Here is a 22,773-nt window from a genome sequence, read left to right as displayed (position 1 = left end):
CTCGTCGGCCACGTGCCCGGGGTTGCTCTGCTTCTCGGTGACCTCGCAAGCTCGGTCACGACCAGAGCTTGTCACCGACGCCCCTCCCGGCGCCGGACCGGCGGGCACCTACAGTCCGGAGCCGTGCCAGTGCCCCTGCGCGAGGTGATCGCCGCGCTCGACGCCCGCTACGACCCCGCGCTGGCCGAGAGCTGGGACGCCGTCGGCCTGGTCTGCGGGGATCCGGACGAGCCGGTGGGCCGCGTGCTGTTCGCCGTCGACCCGACCACCGCCGTGGTCGACGAGGTGATCGGGACCGGGGCCGATCTACTGGTCACGCACCATCCGCTGCTGCTCACGCCCGTGCACGGCGTGCCCGCCGACGACCTCAAGGGCCGGCTGGTGCACCGGCTGATCAGGGCCGGCGCCGGGCTGTTCGTCGCGCACACGAACGCCGACCGGGCTCCCGGGTCGGGGGTGAACGCGGCGCTCGCCGACGTGCTGGGCCTGCTCGACGCCCGGCCGCTGGAGCCCACGACGGCCGATCCGCGGGCCGGCCTGGGCCGGGTGGGGGAGCTCCCGGAACCGATGACGCTGAGTGCCTTCGCCGGGCACGTGGCCGCCGCCCTGCCGACGACGGTCGGCGGCGTGCGAGCGGCCGGCGATCCCGACCGGGTGATCCGCCGGGTCGCGGTCTGCGGCGGCAGCGGGGGATCCTTGCTCGCCGCGGCGGCAGCCGCCGGCGCCGACGTGCTGCTGACCAGCGATCTCAAGCACCACCCCGTGTCGGACGCCGGCGAGGTCGACGGCCCCGCCCTCTGCGACGTGGCGCACTACGCGTCCGAGTGGCCCTGGCTGCCGGTGGCCGCCGACCGGCTCTCCCGCGACCTGGCGGGGCAGGTGGAGGTGGCCGTGTCGCAGCTGCGCACTGACCCCTGGACCTGGCGCGCGGGAGCCTGATCCGCCCTCACGCGTGGCCGGCGGCCCGGAGCGCCGAGATGCAGCCCCGCTCCAGCGCACGCTGGCGGCGCACCCGGGCGAAGAGGCCCGGCACCGGTTCCAGGTCGCGGTTCCCGGCCGGCCGCACGTCGGAGAGCCGATCGCCGGCGTACCGCCCCGTCGTGGTGTGCACCGTCCAGCGCTCGACGTCGGGCACCGACAGCTCCTGGCCGATGAGCACGGCCGGTCCCTCGGCGTCCGGCACGGGTCCGCGGAGCTCCAGCGGTGACGCCGACCAGTCGGCGACCCGGACCGTCGCGATCTGCAGGCCGCCGTCGTCGACCGCGAGGACGGCGTCGGCCGGCCCCTCACGCCGGGCGACCGGCGCGACCCGGTCGACGTCGAGCACCAGGATCAGGCGCGGCAGGTACCACCAGTGCTCCCGGCGGAGCATGTGCGAATCGGCGAGAACCCGGGACGGCGGGTGCTTGCGCAGTTCCTGGTCGAGCAGGGACTCGGTGAAGACGCTGCCGTCGCCGTCCTCGAGCAGCGTGAGCCGACCGACGGCGGCGAGGGGCTCCCAGTTCGAACCGGTCAGCCGCGGGTCGGAGAGGACCAGGGCGGCGGTGTCGGCGCCGGCCGCTGCACGCGCCGTCTCGGCGTGCACCCAGGGCAGCGCCACGGCCGGCCGGCCACCCAGCATCAGCGGGACGACGCCGGTCGCGCCCGGAGGGCCGTCCTCGGTGCGCCATAACAGTTCGGCTACACCGGCTGAGTGAAGCGACTCCCGCACCCTTGTGACCTCGCTTACCTGGTTGTCTACTGCCTCTGACGGCGGCAATCGTGCCGCCCCTGGATCTGGGAGTTGCCTTGCCCGCGTTCGTCGTGGCCGCCGTGGTCGGGGTGTTGTTCTTCCTCGGCTACCGCTACTACTCCAGTTACCTGGCCAAGAAGGTGTACGCGCTCGACCCGGCGTACGTCACGCCGGCGCACCAGTTCAACGACGGCATCGACTTCGTGCCGACCAACAAGCACGTGGTCTTCGGCCACCACTTCACCTCGGTCGCCGGTGCGGCCCCGATCGTGGGCCCGGCCATCGCGGTCTTCTGGGGCTGGGGCCCGGCGCTGACCTGGATCGTCCTCGGCACCATCTTCGCCGCCGGCGTCCACGACTTCGGCGCCCTCGCCGTCTCGGTGCGGCACAAGGCCAAGAGCATCGGCACCCTGGCCGGCGAGGTCATCAACGGCCGGGCGCGGATGCTGTTCCTCGCGATCATCTTCTTCCTGCTGACCCTGGTGAACGCGGTGTTCGCCGTCGTCATCGGCAACCTGTTCGTGGCCAACCCGGGCGCGGTCATCCCGATCGTCGTGGAGATCCCGTTGGCCATGGCGATCGGGCAGTACATCTACAAGACGCGCTCGTCGGCGCTGATCCCGTCGATCGTCGGCGTGATCCTGCTGTACGCGCTGATCCTCGTCGGCAACGCGTTCCCGATCTCGCTCGACGGGCTGGCCGAGGCGCTCGGCGTCGAGCAGACCCGCAACGTCTGGGTCGTCCTGCTCTTCGTCTACACCTGGGTCGCCTCGCGCATCCCGGTCTGGATGCTGCTGCAGCCGCGTGACTACATCAACAGCCACCAGCTGTTCATCGCGCTCGGCATCATCGGCCTCGGCCTGATCGTCGGCATGAACACGATCCAGGCGCCGGTGCTCAACGACGTGCCCGAGGGCTCCCCGAGCTTCTTCCCGTTCCTCTTCATCACCGTGGCCTGCGGCGCGGTCTCCGGTTTCCACTCGCTGGTCTCGTCGGGGACGACGTCCAAGCAGCTGGACAAGGAAACCGACGGGCGCTACGTCGGCTACATGGGGGCGGTCGGCGAGGGCTCGCTGGCCACCGGCGCCGTCCTGGCCGCGACGGCCGGCGTCGCCGCCTCGCAGGCGGACTGGGAGGCGCTGTACCCCGACTTCGCCACCGCGTCCGGGGGCGCGGTGGGCAACTTCGTGAACGGGGTCGCCGTCTTCGCCAACAACATCGGCATCCCGCTGGACCTCGCCACCATCTTCGCGGCCGTCGTCGTGATCAGCTTCGCCGCGACCACCATGGACACCGGCGTGCGCCTGCAGCGCTACGTCGTCCAGGAGATCGGCGAACTCATCAGGGTGCGCGTGCTGGCCCGCAACCTCACGGTCGCCACCACCGTCGCGGTCGTGATCCCGCTGGCCATGGCACTGCTGCCGGGCGGCGGTGAGGCCGGGTACACGTTCGGCGTCCTGTGGCAGCTGTTCGGGACCACCAACCAGCTCACGGCCGGGCTCGCGCTGGCCGTCATCGCGGTGTGGGTGACCCGACGCGGCCGCAACCCGGTCGCGGTGATCATCCCGCTGGTGTTCCTGATGATCGTCACGACGTGGGCGCTGGTGCTGAACCTGCGGAACTTCATCGAGGCCGACCAGTGGGTGCTCGCTCCGCTGGACGCGCTCATCTTCGTCCTGGCCGTCTGGCTGATCGCGGAGGCCGCCCTCGCGCTGCGCTCGGCGTTCCGCGACCGGGCCGCCGGGGTGACGACGGACGGCGGGGAACCCGACGCGGTGGCCAAGGCCAATCCGGACGTGGCCACGTCGGACCGTCCGCTGGGCGGACCGTCCGGGAGCGATCGGCAGTGAGCTCGCGGGTCGTCCTCGTCCGCGGTCCGCGCGCCGTCGCAGCGTCCGGTGGGTGCTGCAGCGGCGACGTGCGGCCGTTCGACGAGGGCGGCTCGCACTGCCACGAGCGGCTCGACGACCCCGACGACGACGTCGGTCCGGTGTACCGCGAACTCCGCGCGGCACTGCCGGCCGACGTCGCCGTCGAGATCGTCTCGCCGTCCAACTGGCTGTGGCTCGTGCCGGAGCTGGTCAGGGGTGGCCGCCGGCGCGGCCTCCGGGGGGCGGCGCTGGGACGCTCGGTCCGGGCCGGGCTCGCGGTGTCCTCGCTGATCGTCGACGGCGCGGTGCTGGCGTCGGGGGGCCTGCCCGCGCCCGCGGAAGCGGTGGCCGCGGTGGAGGCGGACCTCGCTCTCCGGTGACCGCCCCGGTCGGCCGTCGCGGCCGGCGGAGCGGGAACCCGGCGCAGGTAGGTTGACCGGGTGAAGGCCGACCACTTCGAGCAGCAGAAGCTGCTGGACCTTGCCGCTGAAGACATTGCGCTGACCCAGCTGGCGCACCGGCAGCGGAACCTGCCGGAGGTCGCCGCCGTGGCAGCGGCCGAGGAGGCCGAGCGGGCGCTGTCCGCCGACGTCGTCCGGTCCGAGACCGAGGTGCGCGACCTGGGCCGCGAGGTGAAGCGCCTGGAGTCCGACGTCGAGACGGTGCGGGCGCGGGAGACCAAGGACCAGCGGCTGCTGGACTCCGGCAGCGTCTCGCCCAAGGAGATGACCAACCTCCAGCACGAGCTGGAGTCGCTGAAGCGTCGCCAGTCCGATCTGGAGGACCAGGAGCTCGAGCTCATGCAGCGCCTCGAGGACGCCGAGGCCACCCTCCGCGCCGCACAGCAGGGCCTCGAGCAGGCGCGCGCGGACCGGGAGCGGGCCGAGCAGCTGCGCGACGGCGCGCTCGCCGACATCGCCGACGGCACGGCGCGCCACGAGGCCGCACGGGCGGAGGTCGCCGGGGTCATCTCCGCGCCGCTGCTCTCGTTCTACGACCGCATCCGCGTGCAGACCGGCAGCACCGGCGCGGCCATGCTCCGGGCCCGGGCGTGCCAGGGCTGCCGGCTCGAGCTCTACGGCAACGAGCTGGCCGCCGTCCGCAAGGCCGACCCGCACGAGGTCGTGCGCTGCGAGAACTGCGGCCGCATCCTGGTGCGCACCGCCGAGTCCGGGCTGTGAGCACTGTCCCGGCAGTTATGGCCATAACTGCTCCCTGGTCGTGGCCGTGAGCCGGCGGCTGGTCGTCGAGGCCGACGGCGGGTCGCGGGGCAATCCCGGCCCGGCCGGTTACGGCGCGCTCGTGCGTGACGCGGACACCGGGCGGGTCCTGGCCGAGCGGGCCGCCGCCGTCGGGCGGGCGACGAACAACGTCGCCGAGTACGGCGGCCTGGTGGCCGGGCTGCAGGCCGCCCTCGACCTCGACCCGACCGCGAGCGTCGAGGTCCGGATGGACTCCAAGCTGGTCGTCGAGCAGATGTCGGGCCGCTGGAAGATCAAGCACCCCGACATGCAGCAGCTCGCCCTGCAGGCGCGCAAGCTCGCCCGGCAGCTCGCCGACGTCCGCTACACCTGGGTGCCCCGCGCGCAGAACGGCGCCGCCGATGCCCTGGCCAACAGCGCGATGGACGGCAGGCCGGTCCACCGGGACCCGGCCGCCGAGCCCGTCGTCCTGGAGGACGACGTCCAGCCGGCCGCGGAACCTGCGCCGGTCGTCACCACGGTCACGCACCTGCTGCGCCACGGGCAGACCGAGCACACCCCCGAACGACGGTTCAGTGGCCGTAACGTCCTGCCCTTGTCGCGCACCGGGCGCGCCGAGGCGGAGGCCGCCGCGGACCGGGCCAAGGGTCTCGGGATCGAGGTGGTGATCGCCTCGCCGCTGCGGCGGACGCGGGAGACCGCGGAGATCATCGCCGCGGAGCTCGGACTCCCGGTCACCGTCGACGAGGACCTGGTCGAACTCGATTTCGGTGACCTCGAGGGCCTGACCTTCGACGAGGCGCGCGCCCGGCACCCGCTTGCCGCCCGTCGTCTCCTCGAGGACGTCACCGTCTCCGCGCCGGGCGGTGAGTCCGTCGCCGACGTGAGCGCCCGCGTGGCCCGGGCCCGTCGGCGGATCCTCTCCGAGCACTCCGGCCGGACCGTGCTGGTGGTCAGCCACGTGACGCCGATCAAGCTGATGCTGGCGGCCGCGCTGGGCGCCGGTGACGACGTGGTGCACCGGGTGTTCCTGGAGGCGGCGTCGCTCTGCTCGGTCGCCTGGTCCTCGGACGGGCGGGCGTCGGTGCGCCTGGTGAACGACACCTCGCACCTGCGCTGAGCAGACTCGCCGATCGAGCTCAGATCCGGAGGAACAGGTAGACCGAGACGGCGACGCCGAAGGTCACGATGAAAACCCGCAGCGGCGTCGTGGGGATGCGGGTGGCGATGCGGGCCCCGAGGAAGCCGCCGACCAGACTCGCGGGCGCCGCGACCGCGACGACGTCCCAGTGCACGTCGCCGAAGAATCCGAAGACGACGAGCGTGACAGTGGCGGTGATCGCCGACAGCGCGGACTTCAGCGCGTTGGCCAGCTTGAGCCGGTGCAGCGCGATGCCCAGCACACCGACGAGGATCACGCCGAGCGCGCCGCCGAAGTAGCCGCCGTACACGGTCGCGGCGAAGAGAGCGACGTACACCCAGACGGGGTCGCGGCGCGGACCGCCGTCCTCGTCCCGTTTCAGCCGCCGGGTCACGATCGGCTGGACGGCCAGCAGCAGGCTGGCCAGGAGGACGAGCACCGGGACGACGACGTCGAAGGCCGCCGACGGCGTCGTCAGGAGGAGGACGCTGCCCGCCGTCCCGCCCAGGAGCGCGACCAGCCCGAACCGCACGAGCCGGCCGCGCTGACCGGCGTACTCGCTGCGGAAGCCGACGACCCCGCCCAGGTACCCCGGCCACTGGGCGACGGAGTTCGTGACGTTCGCGGCGACGGTGGGCAGGCCCAGCGCGACCAGGGTGGGGAAGAGGATCAGCGAGCCGCCACCGGCGATCGAGTTGATGACCCCGGCGAGGAAGGCCACGGCTGCGGCGATGACCAGGTCGACGGCGGGCACGGCAGGCGAGCCTACGGTGACCGCATGCGGAGACCGGGCGGGGCGATGGGGTTGGCGGCGTTGCTCGGTGGGTCGGGGGTGCTGCACCTGGTGCGCCCGCGGACCTACGAGTGGCTGGTGCCGCCGGAGCTGGGCGATGCCCGGCGCTGGGTGCTCGTGAGCGGTGTCGCCGAGATCGGGACGGCGGCGCTGCTGTCGGCGTCCGTGACCCGGCGGACCGGGGGATGGGCGGCGGCCGGCCTGCTGCTCGCGTTCGTGCCGGCGCACCTGCACACGTTCCGCGTGGTGCCGAGGAAGCCGCTCCCGCTGACGGTCGCCGCCGTCCGCCTGCCGCTGCAGGCGCCGCTGGTCGCCGCTGCGCTGCGGGTGGCCCGCGGCGGCTGATCCTCGCGCTCGGGTCGCCGTCCTCGCGCTCCGGCGTGAGGACGGCGACTCCACCGCGAGGTCCGCCGTCGCGGCAGACTGCGCCCATGCCGACTCCCATGCCCGACGACTGGCAGCGCGCCCTGGTCGTCGCCGCGCACCCCGACGACATCGAGTACGGGCTGGCCGCGGCCGTGGCGGTCTGGACGGCGGCCGGCAAGGTGGTGCACTACCTCCTGGCGACCCGTGGCGAGGCGGGGATGGCCGGCGTGCCGCCGAGCGAGGCGGGGCCACTGCGCGAGGACGAGGAGCGGCGCTCAGCGGCCGTCGTCGGGGTGAGCGAGGTCGAGTTCCTCGATCACCGGGACGGCACTCTCGTGGCCGGGCCGGAGCTGCGGCGCGACCTCGCCGCGGCGATCCGGCGGCACCGTCCCGAGCTGGTCGTCACGGGGTACTTCGGCGCCACGTGGACGCCGCCCGGCGTCTCGCCGTCCTACGTGAACTCCGCCGATCACCGGGCACTCGGCCAGTCGGTGATCGACGCGGTGGCCGACGCCGCCAACGAGTGGATCTTCCCGGACCTGACCGAGCCCCCGTGGACGGGCGTCCAGTACATCGCCGTCAGCGAGCTGAGCGACCCGCCGCACGAGGTGGACGTCAGCGACACGGTGGAACTGGCCGTCGCGTCGCTGGCGGAGCACAAGCGGTACCTGGAGCTGCTCTCGGACGACCCTGTCGACATGCAGGCACGTCAGGTCGTCGACATGTCGACATCGACCGAGGACGGGCGGCGCCGGGTCGGCTTCCGGCTCTACTGGGGGTGAGGGTCAGCCGGCGTGCTCCGGAGGAAGCATCGGTCATCGGTCCCGGCGGCTACGGCGTCCGACCGAACCGCCGATCGCTCGCCGGCACTCCGCGCGGGTCAGTAGGTGCGCCGCCGGCGGCTGAAGCGGCTGAACAGTCGTTTGAGCAGGTTGAACTTGACGAGTCCGGAGATGAGTCCCATGTCGTTCCTCCTCGATGCGGTGGAGCCCTGACCTCGGCTTACCTACCCGCGAGGCCCGCGTCCATGTACCCGCGGGTCTGGACTGACCCGCACGACGGAGAAGTCGGCTGGGCGGTCGCGTCGGCAGGGGCTCAGTCCTGTCTCCGCGCACGGATCGTCGCGACGGTTCCCCAGACGGCGGCGACCGCGAGTACGCCCAGGTTGATCAGCAGCAGGTTCCGGCCGTACTCACGGGGCAGGAACGACGGGTTCAGCGGGTTCTCCCCGAAACCGAGGACGAACGGCATCGCCACCAGGGTCAGCACCCCCGTCACGGCGGCGCCGACCACGGCCGCGGGACGGGCCGGCTTCGGCAGCAGCCTGGCCGCGAGCCACCCGAGGCCGATCCAGATCGGCGCGATCACCAGGTCGTGCAGCAGAGCGCTGCCCACGAACCAGGTCAGCCACGAGTCCAGGGGCACCCGGCTGCCCGCGGTGACCAGGCCGAACACCCCGTACCCGGTCGCGGCGAGCCCCGGCAGCACGAACAGCCACCGCCACCACGGACGCAGCCCCGAAGTGGCCGGGCGCGTGGGATCGGAGGCGTAGGGGTCGTCGGGCACCAACGCCGCGGCGCGGTCGTCGTGCCCCGGGAGCGCTTCGCCGGACAGGCTCATGCCGGCCGCACCAGGGTGGCCCACTTGGTCTGCATGACCCCCGGACGGTTCGGGGCGATCAGCCGTACCGGGTAGCCGTGGTCGGGCACGAGCGGCGCTCCGTTGAGGCCCGTGGCCAGGAGCGTTCGAGGGCTGCTCGCGTGCGGCGGCGCGACCGTCGACATCCGGAAGAGGCCGCCTTCCTGCAGCGACTCGACGACGACCTCCGTGTCGCGGGGGAGGCCGGCCTCCTCGAGCAGGTCGCCGAGTCGCACGCCCGTCCAGGTGCCGCTCGCGCTCCAGCCCTCGACGCAGGTGATCGGGAGGCGTTCGGTGCGCTGCGGGAACGCCGCCAGGTCGTCGAGGGTCAGTTCCAGCCGGTTCGGTCCGTCGATGACCAGCCGGTAGTCCGGGCCCACGTCGGTCACGCCGGCGCCCTGCGCCGTCTGCCGGACCGGCAGGTCCTGCGGGCCCACGTGCGGTGCGCGCGGCGCCAGCAACGAGATCGGGCTCAGCGGGGAGAGGCTCTGGCCGACGGTGGTCAGCGTGACCGCGCCGACCCCGAGTCCGGCCGCCAGCACGAAGGCCCGCCGGGACACGTCCTGGTCCTCGGCGGCGTCGTCGACCGCGGCCCGCTCGCTCGCCTGCTCCTCGGTGAGTCCCACGACGGCCGCCGGTGTGCCGCGGCGGGCCAGCCCGCGCCGGATCTCCGGCGCCTTCGCCCCGACGTGCACGGCGACGGCGCCGATCGCGATCCAGCCGGTCCAGTAGTGCGTGTCCGTGAAGAAGAAGCTCCACGGGTACCACTGCGCGATGTTGAACAGGCCGGTGACCAGTTGCATGGCGCCGGCGCCGACCAGCACCAGGATCGACAGCCGGCTGATCACCCGGGACACCGAGCCGGCCGGCGGCCACTCGAACAGCTTCGGGTAGACCGTCCACAGCTTGACCAGCAGCAGCGGGATGGCGGCGAGCCCGGTGGCCACGTGCAGGCCCTGGGTCACCCGGTAGAGCCAGACGGGGGACGCCGGCCAGAAGAACCAGCCCGGCGGTTGCTGGATCAGGTGGCTGGTGAGCCCGGTGAGGAAGCAGACGACGAAGGCCAGCCCCAGCCACGCGCCGACGCGAGCCGACCGCCGCTCGGAGTGCAGCGGACTGCGGAAGGCCTCGGCGCGGAACGGGCCGCGGCGCACCGCCTCGGGGGGACCGGGGAGGCGGGCGCCCAGCAGCCGGTCGAGGCCGCTGCTCACGCCGGCTCCAGGGCCGCCGCGACGGAGGCCACCACGCGCGCGGTGCGGCTCTCCGGCGCGCATTCGACAGCGACGGCCAGCGCGTCCGGGAAGTGGTCGATGTCGGTCAGCTCCGGCAGGTCGAGCACGGTCAGTCCGGCTCCCTCGAGTGCGGCCCGGGTGAGCTCGGCGGTGTCCGCCCGCGACATCGGCACGGTCGTCAGCAGCTCCGCCGTTTCCGCGCCGTGCAGCCCGAGCGCCCACCAGCCGCCGTCCGGCGCGGTTCCGAGCACCGCGGTCCCGGGCCCGGATGCCACGAGCAGGTCCGCGCAGCGGGCCAGCAGATCCGGCGTCACCTGCGGCGTGTCCATGCCGATGAGCAGCGTCGGCAGGGAACTGCCGGCCATGGCGTCGGCGAAGGCCGCCGCCAGCCGCGTGCCGAGATCCCCGTCGGTCTGCGGCACCACGGCGAAACCGTCGAGCTCGAGTCCACCGGGTGCGCCGTCCAGCGCGACGACCCGGCGCGCCACCGGTGCGGCCCGCACCGCGTCGAGGGTGTCGCCCACCGCAGCCGCAGCGATCGCGGCGGCCTGCTCCGGAGAGCACGGCGGGGTGAGCCGGGTCTTGCTCCGGCCGGGCACCGGGGCCTTGGTGATCACCAGCAGCCGCACGTTCGTCATCGGGCCAGCACCCCGCGCATGTCGCGGATGGTGCGCACCGTCCCGAGGACGGTGCCGGTCACCTTCGATCGGCTGCCTTGGGTCCGCAGGCCGTAGTCGACGTCGACCTCGTGCACGCGCCAGCCGGCGTCCGCGGCCCGGGTCACCATCTCCAACGGGTAGCCGAACCGCCGGTCGGTGATGCCGAGGTCCAGCAGCGCCTCCCGACGGGCCGCCCGCATGGGGCCGAGGTCGTGGAGCCGCAGCCCGGTGCGGGTGCGCAGCATGCGGCTGAGAGCCATGTTGGCGACCCGGGCGTGCAGCGGCCACGCGCCCCGGGCCGGACGGCGGCGTCCGAGGACCAGGTCGTACTCCCCGGCGTGCACAGGATCGAGGACACGAGGCAGCTGCGTGGGATCCATCGAGCCGTCGGCGTCGCAGAAGCAGACGAGCTCGGCCGTGGCTGCTTCCAGGCCCGCGTGGGCGGCCGCCCCGAATCCGCGCTGCGGGACGTGCACGACGGTCGCCCCGTGCTCGGCCGCGATGGCCGCGGAGCCGTCGGTCGACCCGTTGTCGGCCACGATCGCCCGATACCCGCCCGGCAGCCGGGACAGCACCCAGGGCAGCGACGTCGCCTCGTCCAGGCAGGGCAGGACGACGTCGGCCAGCGCAGGGTCGTCGGGAGCAGCCATCACCGGTCATTCGTACCGAAGCGCGGCGCGGTTCGCTCGACGATCCGGTCACGCAGCGCTTTGCCGGGGGACCTAGTCTCCGGCGTGATGACTGCCGTGTCCGACGATGTCGAGGAGAAGCAGGCTCCGACGACCGGGCGGACCGCCCGCGGGGTCCTCGTCCTCCTCGTCACTGCCGGCGTCGCCGTCGTGTGGCTCGTGGGCCGTGCGTTCACGCAGGGCGGCGGCGACCTGCACCTGGCCGGCGGCTACGTGCTGGTCGGCGGGATCGACCCGGTCCTGACCGCTCGCGTGCTCCTGCCGCTCGCGGTCGCGGCTGCCGGCGTGCTGTGGGGACCGTCGCTGGCCCACCAACTGCGCTGGCCGTGGCTGCTGGCCGGAAGTGCCCTGGGGGCGGCCGGATGGTCCGTCACGCTCGCCCTGACCAGTGGCTGGGGGCGACTCGCCGAGCCGATGGCCAGCAGGCACGAGTACGTCCATGACGTCGGCCGGGTGCAGGGGATCGGCACCTTCATCGCGACGTACATCGACTCCGTCCCGGCGGGCTCCGTCGACCCCTGGGTGACGCACGTCGCCGGTCATCCGCCGGGTGCGCTGCTCGCCTTCGTGCTGCTCGACCGGGTCGGTCTGGGCGGTACCGGCTGGGCCGCCGCCCTCTGCATCGTCGGCGGCGCGCTGGCGGTTCCCGCCGTCCTGGTCACCGTTCGCGCCGTCGCCGACGAGATCTCCGCGCGGGCCGTGGCGCCCTTCGCCGTTCTGTTCCCGGGGGCCGTGTGGATCGCCACGAGCGCGGACGCGTTCTTCGCCGGGGTCACCGCCTGGGGGGTGGCCCTGCTGGCCCTGGCGGCCGTGCGCGGACCGTTGCCCGCCGGTTACCTCCAGGCCCTCGCCGGCGGGCTGCTGCTCGGGCTCAGCCTGTTCCTGTCCTTCGGGCTGACCGCGGCCGGCCTGCTCGCCCTCGCCGTCGTCCTCGTGCAGAAGGAGCGGCTGAGGTGGCGCGGCGTCGTCCGCATCCTGGCCGCCGCAGCAGGGGGTGTGCTGCTGGTCTTCGCCGCCTTCGCCGTCAGTGGTTACTGGTGGTTCGAGGGCCTCGCGGTCGTTGCCCAGCGCGTGCGGGACGGCGCCGCTTACGACGACCGCCCGTATCTCTACTTCCTCGTGGCGAACGTCGCCGCCGGAGCCGTCGCGGCCGGCCCGGCCGTGGTCGCCGGTCTGGCCGGCCTGCGGGGCCGGCTGCGCTGGCTGCCCCTGGCCGCCCTCGGCGCGATGGCGGTCAGCGACGTCTCGGGGCACGTCCTCGGGGAGACCGAGCGGATCTGGCTGCCGCTCCTGGTCTGGCTGCTCCCGGCGACGGCGACGCTGCCGCCGGGATCACGGCGGTTCTGGCTGGCGCTGTCCGCGCTGCTGGGGATCGCCGTCGAGGTCGCCGTCCGCACTCCGTGGTGAGGAGCGTCAGGGCGCGGGACGCAGGGGATCCGTGGCGAAGGCCCGCATGCCGTCCGCGAAGGCGACCTCTGCACGGAAGCCGAGTTCTTCCTCCGCCAGCACCGGACTGGCGACGACGTGCCGCACGTCGCCGACCCGGTACTCACCGGTGACCTCCGGCGCCGGTCCACCGAACGCGTCGGCCAAGGCGCGCGCCATGTCCGCGACGGTGTGCGGCTGCCCCGAGGCCACGTTGTAGGCGCGCAGCGCCGCCGGTGGGGGCTCGATCTCCAACGCCCGGAGATTCGCCTCGGCCACGTCGGTGACGTGCACGAAGTCGCGCTGCTGCCCGCCGTCCTCGAAGACCCGCGGCGCCCGGCCGGACTCCAGGGCGCTGCGGAAGACAGCGGCGACGCCGGCGTACGGGGTGTCCCGCGGCATGTGGGGGCCGTAGACGTTGTGGTAGCGCAGCGCGATCACGCCCCCGCCGGTCGAGGAGGCCCATGCCGACGCGAGGTGCTCCTGCCCGAGCTTGGTCGCCGCATAGGTGTTGCGCGGGTCGGGCGCGGTCTCCTCCGTCACCGGTCCCCAGGACAGCTGTCGCCCACACACCGGGCAGGGCGGGTCGAACCGGCCCTCGTCCAGGTCCGCCCGGCGCCGAGGTGCGGCGGGGACGACCCCGTCCACGGGGCACTCGTAGGTGCCCTCGCCGTAGACGACCATCGAGCTGGCCAGGACCAGCCGGCCCACGTCGGCCCCGGCCATGCCGGCGAGCAGCACCCCGGTGCCGAACCCATTGATGCCGGCGTACTCGGGCATGTCCTGGACGTCGACGCCCAGGCCGACCATCGCGGCCTGGTGGCAGACCGCGTCCACTCCCTCGAGTGCCCGGTCGACCACCTCGCGATCCCGGACGTCACCGACGAGCAGTTCCACCCCGTCCGGCACGGTCGGCGCGACGCCGGCCGGATGGACCGCCGGCAACAGCGCGTCGAGCACGCGCACCTCGTGGCCCCTCCCGAGGCAGGCGTGGACGACGTGCGAGCCGATGAACCCCGCCCCACCTGTGACCAGGACCCGCACGGTCAGGAGGCCCGGCGGAGCGGACGGACGACGTCGGTGCGGGCATCGCCCTCCGGCTGGGGAGCGAGGAGGGCGAACGAGCGGCCGGCCTTCTCCCAGGTCTCGTGGACGCACAGCCCCGCCCTCGCAGCGGGATCGTCGACGGCGTCCACGCCGACGTGTGCCCAGTCGAACCAGCTGCCCCGCTGGGCGCCGTGTTCGAGCCGGACCCGGTGATAGCGGAGCCCGGTCCCGGGAGGGTCGAGTTCGACGAGCACCTGGCCGGTGGGGCCGACCAGGTCGCGGCAGCGGGTGAGCAGGGCGGCCGGGTCGCCGCCGATGCCCACGTTGCCGTCGGCGAGCAGAACCGTGTCCCAGCTCCCCTCGCCGGGGACCGGGTCGAAGATCGACCGTCGCACGGCCGTCGCGCCCTCGCTCCGGGCGAGCCGCACCGCCGTCCCGGAGGTGTCCAGACCGGCGGCCTCGCGTCCCCGGCGGGCCAGCTCGATGACGAGCCGACCTGGTCCGCAGCCGGCGTCGAGCACCGCGCCCCGGGCGCGGTCGAGCAGGTCCCGATCGGTGGCGTCTGCTGTGCCGCACCACCGGCGGAGCGCCTCGGCCAGCGAGCGACGCGGTCCGCCCTCGTAGCGGACGTACCAGTGACGGTGACCGTCCGCTTCCTCCATCGAGCGCAGGGCGGTGGCGTACAGGTCGGTGCGCGCGCCGTCGCTGGTCTCCTGGTCCGTGGCCGCTCGGTAGGTGGTCGTGAGACTCATCGGCGCATGCCCTGGACCGGTCGGCGAGCTGCGTCGAGGCGTCGTCGGCGGAACACCCCGAGCACTCGACGTCGCCGATCCGATCGGTTCACAGCAGTGCTCGGTCTCACCCGGGTCCGTCCTCGTGTCTCTCTACCGGTGGAACCGGGGGATGCCCCGCACTTCCGCCGGGCAACCGTCGCGGCCCCGTGACCGCTCGCCGGCGACGTCGGCGCACGGGAGTGCCCCAGCGCCGCGACGGACGACCGAGACCCTTGGCCGAGGCTGTTGTTGCAGTTCAGCGACGGCGTGTCACGGAACTGTAATGCGCTCAATCTGGTCGAGCGTGTTCGAAGTGAACCGGACCGGGCATGGGCGTCGAAGGCCCTCACGGAGGGTCCGGTGCACATGCGGCGGCCACGCGGCCACCCGACCTCGTGCACGTAGCCACTCCGCCGGGTCCTCCCCGACCGGGCCGACCGGCGTACCGATGCGCCGGTCAGAAACACCGCGAGCCGGTTCCGAACCGGGCTCGGCGCCCTTCGCACCGCGGGGGCACGACCCTGAGACAAAGGAGTCTTCATGCGCAAGGCATTCGCACTTCCGACCGTCGCCCTCGCGGCCGCGGCGTTCCCGCTGTTGACGATGACGGCCGCGTCGGCAGCGACCGGCAGCTACCAGGCCGACCTGGGCACGCTGAACGACTCCGGTGTCACCGGCACGGGCATGGTCACCTTCGAGGGGGATCAGGCGACCGTGACCGTCGAGGCGAATGGTGTCCTCGCAGGCTCGCCGCACGCCCAGCACTTCCACATCGGCGCTCAGGGCGTCTGCCCGCCCGCTTCCGCCGACTCCGACGGCGACGGCATCATCAGCACCGCCGAGGGCCAGCCCTTCTACGGCATGATCGGCACCTCGCTGACCACCGAGGGCGACACCGGCCCGGACAGCGGCCTGGCCGTCGACCGCTTCCCGACGCCCGACGGGGAGAGCTACACCTACGAGCGCACCTTCTCGGTGACCCAGGACGCGCAGGCCGCCTTCGAGGCCGGCACCGCGGTGCTGGTCGTGCACGGCATCGACGTCAACGGCAACGGCTCGTACGACGCCGAGGCCGGCCAGAGCTCGCTCGACCCGTCGCTGCCGCTGGAGGCCACCGCTCCCGCTGCCTGCGGTGCCTTCTCGGCATCCCAGATGGGGCAGATGCCCGCCGGTGGGGCTGACACCGGCGCCGGTGCCACCAGCGGCATCGAGCACGAGGCCGCCATCGGCGTCGGCGCTCTCGCCGCGGCCGGTGCGGTCGCCGCGGGAGCCGTCGCCTACCGGCGTCGTCAGGCCACCGACCAGGCCTGAGTGAACGGCTGACCGACCGCCGTGCCGGGCAGGCGCCGCCTGCCCGGCACGGCACGGCCGTCAGCGCCCATGGCCCGTGACCCCGGCCATCCCGACCGCCCCGTGGAGGTGGCCCCCTGTCCGATCGATCGATCCGGGCCCCCGGCCGTGCTGCCTGGACGGTGCTCGCCGTCGTCCTCGCCGTCGTCGCGGTGGTGGCGCTCGGCATCGCGATCGCCGGCCAGCAGCGCGCTCCACAGCCGTCCGCGAGCCCCTCCACGCCGGAGCAGTCGCCCAGCACGCCCTCCACGACAGGGCCGCAGGCAGCCCCGCCGGCGCCCACGTCGCCGGCGGTGGAGCCCGTCGAGGTCCCCGAACCGGTGGCCCTCCGAATCCCCGCCCTCGACGTCAGCAGCGATCTCCTGGATCTCGGCCTCCGGGACGACGGGACCGTCGAGGTGCCGTCACTGTCGGCTGTCGACCAGGCAGGCTGGTACCGCAACTCACCGGCTCCCGGTGCGGTCGGGCCGGCCGTGCTGCTCGGTCACGTCGACTCCGCCGAGCACGGCCCCGGCATCTTCTTCGAACTCGGTGCCCTCACTGCCGGGGCCGAGGTGGAAGTGCCCCGCCGCGACGGATCGGTGGCCGTCTTCGCCGTCGACCGCGTCGAGCGCTACGCCAAGGACGAGTTCCCGACTCTCGCGGTGTACGGGAACACGCCGGCCGCGCAGCTGCGGCTGATCACCTGCGGAGGCGAGTTCGACCCCGTGGCCCGCAGCTACGAGGACAACGTCGTCGCCTACGCCACCCTCGTCGCCACCCGTCCGGCGTGAGCGCTGCGACTCGGCGCTCCGGACCGAGAGAACTTTCGCCTAGACTGGCCGGCACGACGGACGAGTCGGCTGGGCGGTCGCGTCGGCGGGGGAGACCCCGTCGCCGAGGAACGTCCGGGCTCCACAGGGCAGGGTGGTCGTCAACAGCGACCCGGGGTGACCCGCGGGACAGTGCCACAGAGAACAGACCGCCAGTGCTCGCACTGGTAAGGGTGAAACGGCGGTGTAAGAGACCACCGCACACCGGGTGACCGGTGTGGCTCGGTAAACCCCACCCGGAGCAAGGTCAAGAAGGGACGGCGGTCCGCCGCCGTCCTGCGCAGGCGTTCGAGGGCGGCCCGCCCGAGCCTGCGGGTAGACCGCTCGAGCCTGCCGGCAACGGCAGGCCTAGATGGATGACCGCCCATCGGGAGGCCGTGAGGCACCCGTGGACAGAACCCGGCGTACAGGCCGACTCGTCCGTCGTCCGCCGCTGACCTGTGGTTATGCGGTCAGCGGGGGGGCGGCGGTCCGCACAGAGACCGCAACTCTCACGACCGTCGTGTCGACGGCGGCCTTCGTTGGTCGTCGGAGTCGGGCCTGGGTCGCGGTAGCCGTCGAGGTCCGCGGCGCGGGCTTGCCCGAGCTGCGCCTGGACAGTCTTCACCGACTGTCCAGGCCCGAGATTGGCAGCCTCGCGCGGTGGTCCTGCTGGCCTCCAGCCGTCCGAGGTGGCTGGCACTTTTCGGTCGAGGCTGCGGGGGGTCTCCGAACGGTCCCTAAGCGAGTCGGCACCAGCAGACGCCTTCGCGGCTACGGTCACCGCCATGCCGGACGCTACGGACGGAGCCAACCTGCCCGACCAGTTCGGCGGCGAAGTTACGGACTTCGTCTTGGAGATCGTCGGCGCTGGAATCCCCGGAGCCGGGCTCGTGGCGCAGCCCTTCTTCCGCAAGGTGCGCGAGGAGTGGATCCGTCACCGCTCCACGGCCCTCCGCGCAGCGGTGAGCACGTCCGGCCTGACCCTCGATGACCTCCGCGAGAGGATCACTGAGGACCCTCGCCTGATCCCGTTGGTGACGCGGCTCCTCTACGCGGCCGGGATGAATGGGCACGACCGCACCCTTTAAGGCCATGGGAGCTGCCTTCGGCCGTGCGACGCGCGAACCCGACGCGATGGAGGAGTGCGAGTTGATCCTCACCGCAATCGCCGACCTGACCGGAGATTATGCTCGCACGCTGCAACTGTTAACTACAGAGCCCCCCGAGTTCTCCGGGACGGCCCTGGTCTGGACGCCAGAGTTGCTCCAGCGCCGATCGGCTCTGTCCTCTCGAGCGACCGATCCTCTGTCTCGCTGCCCTTGTCGCCCGCGGTCTGGTCGACTCCACGTCTGGCTTCGGCGGCGTGACGGTTTGCCGGGTTACCTCCTTGGGCCATGAGGTTCTGGAGGTTCTGGAGGTTTCTCCGTGAATATGCGGACGACGCGTGAGAACCCGCCACCAGGCATGGGAAACAACAGGACACGCCCCCTGCCCCCGTTAGCCCGGGGCTTTCACGGAATGGCCGCCTGAGCTTGTCGTTTAACCCCTGATGCCGGTGAGTTACACGGATGTGGTTCAGGGTCTGGTCGTGAGGGCGGCCACCGCGTGATCCTTTGAAGTTGCGACGCTTCGAAGGAAACGGCGGTGGCCGCGATGGACAGTCTGGACCCAGCCGGTGCGGTTGACCAGAGCTCAGCCGCGGCAGGGTTGACGCGGCTGCGGGAGTTCCGCGGCGAGGTGTACCAGTGCCTGGGCCGGCGTGGCGATGAGCTGTTCGAGCTCACCGACGCACTGCTGTGCGCCGAGGGACCGGTGAAATCCCTGGTGGGGCTGTGCCTTGCTCCGGAGCATCGCCGTGGTCACGGCGCGCTGTACGACGCGCTCAACAGCGGACGAGTCGACGCCGACCGGCTGCGCGTCGCGCTGGCCGCGTTGCCGCTGCCGCGGATGTTCGGTGGGCGGATCGTGCTGGCCGTCGACGTCTCCCCGTGGCTGCGCCCGGACGCCGCGACCTGTCCCGACCGGCTGTTCTGCCATGTCTACGGGCGCGGGCGGAACGCCGATCAGCGGATTCCGGGCTGGCCCTATCAGGTCGTGGCCGCCCTGGAGAGCGGGCCCACCAGCTGGACGGCGATCTTGGATGCGGTGCGGCTGGGCCCGGCAGATGACGCGACCGCGGTCACCGCCGCCCAGCTGCGCGCGGTCGTGGGTCGGCTGACCGGCGCCGGGCACTGGCGCCCCGGTGACCCGGCGATCATGGTGGTGATGGACTCCGGGTACGACGTGGCCCGGCTGGCGTTCGTGCTCGCCGACCTGCCCGTGCACCTGGTCGGGCGGATCCGCGCCGACCGGGTGATGCTGGCCGCCACGCCGCCGCGGGGCCATGACTCCCGCGGCGGACGCCCCCGCAAGCACGGCGCCGTGATGGCCCTGGCCGATGAGGCCACCTGGCCGGTACCGACCACGCAGGCCAGCTCACCCCACCGCGCGCTACGGAACGGCGCAGGTGTGCTCCTGGGATCGCATGCATCCGCGGCTGGCTCACCGCGGCCCCTGGGCCGACCACGACGGCCCGCTGCCGATCGTGGAAGGCACCGTGATTCGGCTGCAGGTCGAGCACCTGCCCGGACAGCGCGAGGCCAAGCCGGTCTGGCTGTGGTCATCGGTGACCGGCCCCGACGATGTCGACATCGACGACCTGGTCGAGGAGGTGGCCCGCTGCTGGCAGGCCTACCTGCGCCGCTTCGACCTGGAGCACACCTTCCGCCTGTTCAAGCAGACCCTGGGCTGGACCGCCCCGAAGATCCGCTCACCGGAGGCCGGCGACCGCTGGACCTGGCTGGTCATCGCCGCCCACACCCAGCTGCGCCTGGCCCGCCACCTCGCCGTCGATCTCCGGCGGCCCTGGGAGAAGCCGCTACCTCCCGAGCGGCTGACCCCGGCGCGGGTGCGCCGGGGGTTTCGCCACCTGCGCGCGAAGACCGGCCACCCGGCCAGCGCGCCGAAACCCTCCCGCCCGGGACCGGGACGCCCTCCCGGAGTGAAAAACCGGCGCCAAGCCACCCGTCATGACGTCGGCAAGACCGTCAGACGGGACACCACCAGCCCGGGCGACCACCAGATCAGGGGTTAAACGACAAGCTGAGCGGGTGTTGATCAACTGAAAAGTGCTCCTGACCAGCAAGGATAGGTCTTGTCGAGGGACCTGTCCGAGCCGTTCAAGGAGCACCTTCCAGGTGAACAAGCGTAGCCGCTTCTATCCCCGCCTCACGGTCGACACGGCCGACGTGCCAGCGGTCGGTCAGGCCGGGGGCGTCCTGCTGACCGAGACCGTCCGAGCCAGCGGCCTGGACTCGGCGATGGCGGCGGCGCTGTCTCCGTGGCGCAAGCCGCTGGCCATTCACGACCCCGGCAAGGTCATCCTCGACCTCGCGGTGACCCTGGCGGTGGGCGGAGACTGCCTGGCCGACATCGCGCTGCTACGCGCCGAACCTCGGGTCTACGGCCCGGTGGCCTCTGATCCGACGGTCTCCCGCACCATCGACGCCCTGGCCGCCGACGCGCCCGCGGCGCTGAAGGCGATCAACACCGCCCGCGCCACGGCGCGGGCGGCGGTGTGGGCGCTGGCCGGAGAGCACGCCCCCGATCACGCCGCTGACGCCGCGGCGCCGCTGATCATCGACATCGACGCCACCCTGGTCACCTCCCACTCGGAGAAGGAGCAGGCTGCGCCGACGTTCAAGCGCGGGTTCGGCCACCACCCGCTGTGCTCCTTCGTCGACCACGGACCAGAGGGCAGCGGGGAGCCCCTGGCGGTGCTGCTGCGGGCCGGCAACGCCGGCTCCAACACCGCCGCCGACCACATCGCGATCGCCAAGCAGGCGCTGGTGCAGCTGCCCGGCCACCGGACCGGCACCCGCCCCGGGCGCAAGGTGCTGATCCGCACCGACGGTGCCGGAGCCAGCCACGCCTTCCTGGACTGGTGCCACGGGCAGCGGTTGTCCTACTCGATCGGCTTCGGCCTGCCGGCCAACACCGCCGACCTGCTCACCCAGATCCCCGCCGAGGTGTGGACGCCGGCCTACGACGGCAACGACGCCATCCGCGACGGCGCCTGGGTCGCCGAACTCACCGGACTGCTCGACCTGACCGGCTGGCCGCCCGGGATGCGGGTCATCGCCCGCAAAGAGCGTCCGCACCCGGGCGCGCAGCTGCGGATCACCGACGCCGACGGGCTGCGGGTCACCGCGTTCGCCACCAACAGCACCCGCGGCCAGCTGCCCGACCTCGAGCTGCGGCACCGCCGCCGAGCCCGCGCCGAGGACCGCATCCGCTGCGCCAAGGACACCGGGCTGACCAACCTGCCGCTGCACGACTTCGCCCAGAACCAGATCTGGTGCGCCCTCGTCGCTCTGGCCTGCGAACTGGTCGCCTGGATGCAAATGCTCGCCCTCACCGACACCGCCGCCCGACGGTGGGAGCCGAAACGGCTGCGCACCAGGCTGTTCACCGTTCCGGCCACCCTGGCCCGCACCGGACGCCGCCGGCTACTGCATCTGGCCGAGCACCACCCGTGGGCGGCCGTCGTCCGCGACGCCATCGTTCGGCTACGCGACCTCCTCGGCGGACCGGTAGCCGCTCCCGGCTGACCCACGCATCTTCGTCCCGACCACCCGCACCACCCCGGACCGTGGCACCGGCGCCCACCCGAGCGACCTCGGCCGAACAGTCACACCCCAAAGCCACAATCACGCACCGGCGGCCCACCGAGTCGCATCCCGATGATCAACGCCGGCCCGACGAAAGATCCGGGTTAGCCCGTCCAAGCAGGTGCGTCTGCCCCTTCAGCGTCCTGCCGGCGAGGGGCAGGCTGTCCCATAGCGGCCTACTATGAGACACCCAGCGCAGCGCTGCGAATGGTGGCCGGGGTGGGCGTTGGGTACTTCTGGCGCGCCCACCCCGGGTGCCTGCACAGGCCCGGCTCGAACGGGCAGCTCCCCTCCACAACGGACGCATGGGCCAGGCGGGGCAACCCATGCGCCGAGGCTGCGGCCAAGGCCGACGGGCCACCACCTCGCCGACTCCAACAGTGTGACCCCCCGGACGACGGCATTACCATTACCCGATGTGCTGTGTCCCTTAGCGGCCCACTAGGAACACGCGGCCAGATCAGGAACGATCCGCCTCCTGCTCTCGGCGGAAGCGCCGGCCATTGACGCTCGCAATCAGCAGCAGCAGTGGGACGAGGACGCCCAAGATCCTGAGCACGATTCCCCATACCGAACTTTCACCTTCGACGGCATACAGCACCAGCACGGAGGCATTGGCCAGCGCACCCAGCGCAACAATTGCCTGGAATCCGACGCTCGTTGACACGTCGTCGGTGAACCGCAGCCTCGCCACGTCGAGGAAGGTAGTCGTGTCGCGCAGACGGGCCGTGGACGTGGACTAGCGTTCGTCACAATGGGCGACCATCCTGGCTGCCTCAGTTTCCCCAGAGCCGCCTTCTGTCCCTGAGCGGCTCACTATGGGACACATGGCCAGGAGTGCCAGGCTCGATCCTCTGCGGGGCGGGCAATACTCCGTCGGTGAGTGATCAGCGCGTTGCCTTACGGTCCGAACTCCTCAATTCGGCCAGCCACGACTACACAAGACTGTGGGAAGCCTGGGGGGAAGCGAACGGTCTGCTACCAGACCTGCCGGAGCCAACGCCCGACACTGGCCGAGGAAGTCATTGGAGACCTGCTGACAGCGGACCTGACCAACCTCTATCGCGGTCCCTGGGTAGGGGACGACTACGTCGAGGTCCCGGCGGACGAGGTGGATGCGATGTTGCGACAGTGGGGATCGGGGGTGACTGACCAGGACCCACTCATCTGGTTCACCTCAACCGGAGCAAGGTGACAGCGAGTTGTACGGCTGATTGTCCAGGAAGGCGCATTGTGTCCTACGCCGCATTTGGCCGAGCCCGACTCGGCGGTGGATCTGCGTTCAATCGCGAGAGATCCGGGCCAATTGACAGAAGTTCTCCGCTCAGCGAGCCTACTTCTCGCATGTCCAC

The 22,773-nt window shown here is 72.4% G+C and carries 22 protein-coding genes, 1 other RNA gene and 1 pseudogene; 15 read left to right on the top strand and 9 right to left on the bottom strand.

Annotated elements, in window-relative coordinates:
- The first annotated feature begins 123 nt into the window (after nt 1-123).
- Nucleotides 124-939 (top strand): Nif3-like dinuclear metal center hexameric protein, encoded by an 816-nt coding sequence (locus tag FHU33_RS15290; protein ID WP_211355146.1) that lies wholly within the window; start codon nt 124-126, stop codon nt 937-939.
- Between the two features lie 7 nt (nt 940-946).
- Here FHU33_RS15290 and FHU33_RS15285 read toward each other — a convergent pair whose 3' ends face one another.
- Nucleotides 947-1,711, bottom strand: coding sequence for a pyridoxamine 5'-phosphate oxidase family protein (locus FHU33_RS15285; RefSeq protein ID WP_142026101.1), 765 nt, complete (start codon nt 1,709-1,711; stop codon nt 947-949).
- 77 nt (nt 1,712-1,788) lie between these two features.
- Here FHU33_RS15285 and FHU33_RS15280 point away from each other — a divergent pair, with 77 nt between their 5' ends.
- The 4 genes from FHU33_RS15280 to FHU33_RS15265 are packed head-to-tail and all read left to right on the top strand — an operon-like array spanning nt 1,789 to nt 5,925.
- Nucleotides 1,789-3,582 (top strand): carbon starvation CstA family protein, encoded by a 1,794-nt coding sequence (locus FHU33_RS15280; RefSeq protein ID WP_142026100.1) that lies wholly within the window; start codon nt 1,789-1,791, stop codon nt 3,580-3,582.
- A complete protein-coding gene (locus FHU33_RS15275; protein WP_142026099.1) occupies nt 3,579-3,983 on the top strand; it encodes a hypothetical protein in 405 nt (134 codons plus the stop codon). The genes FHU33_RS15280 and FHU33_RS15275 overlap by 4 nt, the downstream gene beginning before the upstream one ends.
- Before the next feature lie 60 nt (nt 3,984-4,043).
- Nucleotides 4,044-4,784, top strand: a complete 741-nt coding sequence (locus FHU33_RS15270) for a zinc ribbon domain-containing protein (RefSeq protein ID WP_142026098.1) — start codon at nt 4,044-4,046, stop codon at nt 4,782-4,784.
- 46 nt (nt 4,785-4,830) lie between these two features.
- Nucleotides 4,831-5,925: a bifunctional RNase H/acid phosphatase gene (locus FHU33_RS15265; RefSeq protein ID WP_211355145.1), complete on the top strand. Its 1,095-nt coding sequence runs from the start codon at nt 4,831-4,833 to the stop codon at nt 5,923-5,925.
- 19 nt (nt 5,926-5,944) lie between these two features.
- Here the strand turns inward: FHU33_RS15265 and FHU33_RS15260 are convergent, their stop codons facing one another.
- A complete protein-coding gene (locus tag FHU33_RS15260) occupies nt 5,945-6,700 on the bottom strand; it encodes a sulfite exporter TauE/SafE family protein (protein WP_142026096.1) in 756 nt (251 codons plus the stop codon).
- A gap of 24 nt (nt 6,701-6,724) precedes the next feature.
- Here FHU33_RS15260 and FHU33_RS15255 point away from each other — a divergent pair, with 24 nt between their 5' ends.
- Nucleotides 6,725-7,084: a DoxX family protein gene (locus tag FHU33_RS15255; protein WP_142026095.1), complete on the top strand. Its 360-nt coding sequence runs from the start codon at nt 6,725-6,727 to the stop codon at nt 7,082-7,084.
- An 86-nt stretch (nt 7,085-7,170) separates the two neighbouring features.
- The gene (locus FHU33_RS15250; RefSeq protein ID WP_142026094.1) at nt 7,171-7,887 is read left to right on the top strand and encodes a PIG-L deacetylase family protein; all 717 of its coding nucleotides are present in this window, start codon (nt 7,171-7,173) and stop codon (nt 7,885-7,887) included.
- A gap of 313 nt (nt 7,888-8,200) precedes the next feature.
- Here the strand turns inward: FHU33_RS15250 and FHU33_RS15245 are convergent, their stop codons facing one another.
- The 4 genes from FHU33_RS15245 to FHU33_RS15230 are packed head-to-tail and all read right to left on the bottom strand — an operon-like array spanning nt 8,201 to nt 11,284.
- Nucleotides 8,201-8,725, bottom strand: coding sequence for a hypothetical protein (locus FHU33_RS15245; RefSeq protein WP_142026093.1), 525 nt, complete (start codon nt 8,723-8,725; stop codon nt 8,201-8,203).
- Complete coding sequence (locus FHU33_RS15240; protein WP_142026092.1) at nt 8,722-9,954, bottom strand: molybdopterin-dependent oxidoreductase; 1,233 nt, start codon at nt 9,952-9,954, stop codon at nt 8,722-8,724. The genes FHU33_RS15245 and FHU33_RS15240 overlap by 4 nt, the downstream gene beginning before the upstream one ends.
- A complete protein-coding gene (locus FHU33_RS15235; RefSeq protein WP_142026091.1) occupies nt 9,951-10,613 on the bottom strand; it encodes a TIGR04282 family arsenosugar biosynthesis glycosyltransferase in 663 nt (220 codons plus the stop codon). Before FHU33_RS15235 ends, FHU33_RS15240 begins: the two co-directional genes overlap by 4 nt.
- The gene (locus FHU33_RS15230) at nt 10,610-11,284 is read right to left on the bottom strand and encodes a glycosyltransferase family 2 protein (protein WP_142026090.1); all 675 of its coding nucleotides are present in this window, start codon (nt 11,282-11,284) and stop codon (nt 10,610-10,612) included. Before FHU33_RS15230 ends, FHU33_RS15235 begins: the two co-directional genes overlap by 4 nt.
- An 87-nt stretch (nt 11,285-11,371) precedes the next feature.
- Between FHU33_RS15230 and FHU33_RS15225 the strand changes: the two genes are divergently transcribed.
- On the top strand, nt 11,372-12,730 hold the full coding sequence (locus FHU33_RS15225; protein ID WP_142026089.1) for a hypothetical protein: 1,359 nt from the start codon (nt 11,372-11,374) through the stop codon (nt 12,728-12,730).
- Between the two features lie 6 nt (nt 12,731-12,736).
- Here the strand turns inward: FHU33_RS15225 and FHU33_RS15220 are convergent, their stop codons facing one another.
- Entirely contained in the window at nt 12,737-13,792 is a 1,056-nt protein-coding gene (locus FHU33_RS15220) for an NAD-dependent epimerase/dehydratase family protein (RefSeq protein ID WP_142026088.1), read from the bottom strand.
- 2 nt (nt 13,793-13,794) lie between these two features.
- The gene (locus FHU33_RS15215; protein ID WP_211355144.1) at nt 13,795-14,547 is read right to left on the bottom strand and encodes a class I SAM-dependent methyltransferase; all 753 of its coding nucleotides are present in this window, start codon (nt 14,545-14,547) and stop codon (nt 13,795-13,797) included.
- A gap of 561 nt (nt 14,548-15,108) precedes the next feature.
- Here FHU33_RS15215 and FHU33_RS15210 point away from each other — a divergent pair.
- From FHU33_RS15210 to FHU33_RS15185, 7 genes and pseudogenes are all read left to right on the top strand, one after another.
- Nucleotides 15,109-15,879 (top strand): EF-hand domain-containing protein, encoded by a 771-nt coding sequence (locus tag FHU33_RS15210; RefSeq protein WP_142026087.1) that lies wholly within the window; start codon nt 15,109-15,111, stop codon nt 15,877-15,879.
- 161 nt (nt 15,880-16,040) lie between these two features.
- Nucleotides 16,041-16,691 carry a class F sortase gene (locus FHU33_RS15205; RefSeq protein WP_211355143.1) on the top strand — a complete coding sequence of 217 codons (651 nt, stop codon included), beginning with the start codon at nt 16,041-16,043 and terminating at the stop codon, nt 16,689-16,691.
- A 61-nt stretch (nt 16,692-16,752) separates the two neighbouring features.
- An RNA gene (gene rnpB / locus FHU33_RS15200) (RNase P RNA component class A) lies at nt 16,753-17,153 on the top strand.
- A 344-nt stretch (nt 17,154-17,497) separates the two neighbouring features.
- A complete protein-coding gene (locus tag FHU33_RS15195; protein WP_142026086.1) occupies nt 17,498-17,800 on the top strand; it encodes a hypothetical protein in 303 nt (100 codons plus the stop codon).
- Nucleotides 17,801-18,365: 565 nt separating this feature from the next.
- A pseudogene (locus tag FHU33_RS26405) lies at nt 18,366-19,121 on the top strand (transposase); the annotation flags it as partial.
- A 115-nt stretch (nt 19,122-19,236) separates the two neighbouring features.
- Nucleotides 19,237-19,845 carry a hypothetical protein gene (locus tag FHU33_RS26400; RefSeq protein WP_246063966.1) on the top strand — a complete coding sequence of 203 codons (609 nt, stop codon included), beginning with the start codon at nt 19,237-19,239 and terminating at the stop codon, nt 19,843-19,845.
- Between the two features lie 103 nt (nt 19,846-19,948).
- Nucleotides 19,949-21,361 carry an IS1380 family transposase gene (locus tag FHU33_RS15185; protein ID WP_170182468.1) on the top strand — a complete coding sequence of 471 codons (1,413 nt, stop codon included), beginning with the start codon at nt 19,949-19,951 and terminating at the stop codon, nt 21,359-21,361.
- Nucleotides 21,362-21,881: 520 nt separating this feature from the next.
- Here FHU33_RS15185 and FHU33_RS15180 read toward each other — a convergent pair.
- Nucleotides 21,882-22,115: a hypothetical protein gene (locus FHU33_RS15180; RefSeq protein WP_142026084.1), complete on the bottom strand. Its 234-nt coding sequence runs from the start codon at nt 22,113-22,115 to the stop codon at nt 21,882-21,884.
- Between the last annotated feature and the right edge of the window lie 658 nt (nt 22,116-22,773).

This window comes from Blastococcus colisei, assembly GCF_006717095.1.
Taxonomy (GTDB): domain Bacteria; phylum Actinomycetota; class Actinomycetes; order Mycobacteriales; family Geodermatophilaceae; genus Blastococcus_B; species Blastococcus_B colisei.
Note: the sequence above shows the minus strand (reverse complement) of the source record. Positions and strands in the feature narration are given on the sequence as shown.

Coding starts and splice junctions, on each gene's coding strand:
- FHU33_RS15255 (WP_142026095.1), top strand. CDS start 6,725: ATGCGGAGACCGGGCGGGGCGATGGGGTTGGCGGCGTTGCTCGGTGGG.
- FHU33_RS15250 (WP_142026094.1), top strand. CDS start 7,171: ATGCCGACTCCCATGCCCGACGACTGGCAGCGCGCCCTGGTCGTCGCC.
- FHU33_RS15245 (WP_142026093.1), bottom strand. CDS start 8,725: ATGAGCCTGTCCGGCGAAGCGCTCCCGGGGCACGACGACCGCGCCGCG.
- FHU33_RS15235 (WP_142026091.1), bottom strand. CDS start 10,613: ATGACGAACGTGCGGCTGCTGGTGATCACCAAGGCCCCGGTGCCCGGC.
- FHU33_RS15230 (WP_142026090.1), bottom strand. CDS start 11,284: ATGGCTGCTCCCGACGACCCTGCGCTGGCCGACGTCGTCCTGCCCTGC.
- FHU33_RS15225 (WP_142026089.1), top strand. CDS start 11,372: ATGACTGCCGTGTCCGACGATGTCGAGGAGAAGCAGGCTCCGACGACC.
- FHU33_RS15215 (WP_211355144.1), bottom strand. CDS start 14,547: ATGAGTCTCACGACCACCTACCGAGCGGCCACGGACCAGGAGACCAGC.
- FHU33_RS15210 (WP_142026087.1), top strand. CDS start 15,109: ATGCGCAAGGCATTCGCACTTCCGACCGTCGCCCTCGCGGCCGCGGCG.
- FHU33_RS15195 (WP_142026086.1), top strand. CDS start 17,498: ATGCCGGACGCTACGGACGGAGCCAACCTGCCCGACCAGTTCGGCGGC.
- FHU33_RS26400 (WP_246063966.1), top strand. CDS start 19,237: ATGCATCCGCGGCTGGCTCACCGCGGCCCCTGGGCCGACCACGACGGC.